Source organism: Nonomuraea turkmeniaca (assembly GCF_005889735.1).
GTDB classification, from domain to species: Bacteria; Actinomycetota; Actinomycetes; order Streptosporangiales; family Streptosporangiaceae; genus Nonomuraea; species Nonomuraea turkmeniaca.
This window is the reverse complement of the sequence record NZ_VCKY01000505.1, coordinates 1-2,015: the sequence shown is the minus strand read 5'-3', so window position 1 is coordinate 2,015 and position 2,015 is coordinate 1. Positions and strand designations below refer to the sequence as shown.

General features: G+C 66.2%; 2 protein-coding genes. Both read right to left on the bottom strand.

Annotation, left to right across the window (positions count from 1 at the left end; genetic code table 11):
* Positions 1 to 1,111: sulfate adenylyltransferase subunit 1 (locus tag ETD86_RS54085; protein ID WP_138674347.1), on the bottom strand; the 1,111-nt coding region annotated here is incomplete at its 3' end.
* Between the two features lies 1 nt (position 1,112).
* Positions 1,113 to 2,015: sulfate adenylyltransferase subunit CysD (cysD, locus tag ETD86_RS54080; protein WP_138674346.1), on the bottom strand; the 903-nt coding region annotated here is incomplete at its 5' end.

Sequence of the window (2,015 nt, the reverse complement as noted above, 5' to 3'; positions counted from 1 at the left end):
CGAGCGAGGTCGCCTCCTCGTCCCGGTGCAGGGTGTTGACGTCGAGCCGGTAGTGCAGGTCACGGACGAGGGCGCGGGCCGTGCGGGTGGTGTGCTTGATCGTCAGCTTGGACCGCGGCGCCAGTTTGAGCCCGTCGGCCATCCAGCAGACCATCGCCTCCAGCTCCTGCGCCACGTGCGGCTGGTTGTTGGGCCGGGCGATCATGTCACCGCGTGAGATGTCGAGGTCGTCCTCGAAACGCAGCGTCACCGACATGGGCGCGAACGCCTCCTCCACCGGGCCGTCGAACGTGTCGATCGAGGCGATCCGGGTGGTCAGCCCCGACGGCAGATGCACCACCTCATCGCCCGGCTTCAGCACGCCGCCCGCCACCTGGCCGGCGTAGCCGCGGTAGTCGTGAAAGGCCTGATCGGTGGCGCGCTGGGGACGGATGACGTACTGGACGGGGAAGCGCACATCGGTCAGGTTACGGTCGGAGGCGATGTGCACGTTCTCCAGGTGGTGCAGCAGCGACGTGCCCAGATACCACGGCATGTTCTCCGAACGGGAGACCACGTTGTCACCGTTGAGCGCGGAGATCGGGATGAACGTCAGATCCGAGACGTTGAGCTTGGACGCGAACGCCGTGAACTCCTCCCTGATCTCCTCGAACCGCTCGTGCGAGTAGTCCACCAGGTCCATCTTGTTGACGGCCAGCACCAGGTGCGGCACCCGCAGCAGCGAGGTCAAGAACGCGTGCCGGCGCGACTGCTCCAGCACGCCCTTACGCGCGTCGATCAAGATGATCGCCAGGTCGGCCGTGGAGGCGCCGGTGACCATGTTGCGGGTGTACTGGATGTGCCCCGGCGTGTCCGCGATGATGAACTTCCTACGCGGCGTCGCGAAATACCGGTACGCCACGTCGATCGTGATCCCCTGCTCCCGCTCGGCCCGCAGCCCGTCGGTCAGCAACGACAGATCGGTGTATTCGGTGCCCCGATCGCGCGAGGTCCGCTCGACGGCCTCGAGCTGATCCTCGAAGATCGCCTTGGAGTCGAAGAGCAAGCGTCCGATGAGGGTGGACTTGCCATCGTCGACGCTTCCCGCCGTGGCAAAGCGAAGAATGTCCATCTTAGAAGTAGCCCTCTCGCTTGCGATCCTCCATGGCGGCCTCGGACGAGCGGTCATCGGCCCGGGTGGCCCCGCGCTCGGTGATCCGGGTGGCCGCGATCTCCTCGATGATCTCCTCGACCGTGCCGGCCGTGGACTGCACCGCGCCGGTGCACGTCATGTCACCCACCGTGCGGTAGCGCACCACGGCCTCGAACAGCGGCTCGTCATCACCGCGCGACACCACGTCGGCGTCGGGCAACAGCATGCCGTCACGCTCGAAAACCTTGCGGGTGTGGGCGAAATAGATCGACGGGATCTCGATGCCCTCGCGCCTGATGTAGTCCCAGACGTCCAGCTCGGTCCAGTTGGACAGCGGGAAGACGCGGATGTGCTCACCCTTGCGGATGCGCGCGTTGTAGAGGTTCCACAACTCGGGCCGCTGGTTCTTCGGGTCCCACTGGCCGAAGTCGTCACGGAAGGAGAACACCCGCTCCTTGGCGCGCGCCTTCTCCTCATCGCGGCGCGCGCCGCCGAAGACGGCGTCGAACTCGTGCTCCTCGATCGCGTCCAGCAGCGTGGTGGTCTGCAGCCGGTTGCGCGAGGCGCGCCGCCCGGTCTCCTCCACCACGCGGCCCTGATCGATGGAGTCCTGCACGCTGGCCACGATCAGCCGCGCGCCCAACTCGGCCGAACGGCGGTCGCGAAACTCGATGACCTCGTCGAAGTTGTGTCCCGTGTCCACATGCATGAGCGGGAACGGGATGGCCGCGGGCCAGAACGCCTTCTCCGCGATACGGAGCATGACGATCGAGTCCTTGCCCCCGGAGAAGAGCAGACACGGACGTTCGAACTCGGCGGCCACCTCTCGCATGATGTGGATGGCCTCGGCTTCGAGCACGTCAAGCTGCGACGTCGTGTAGTC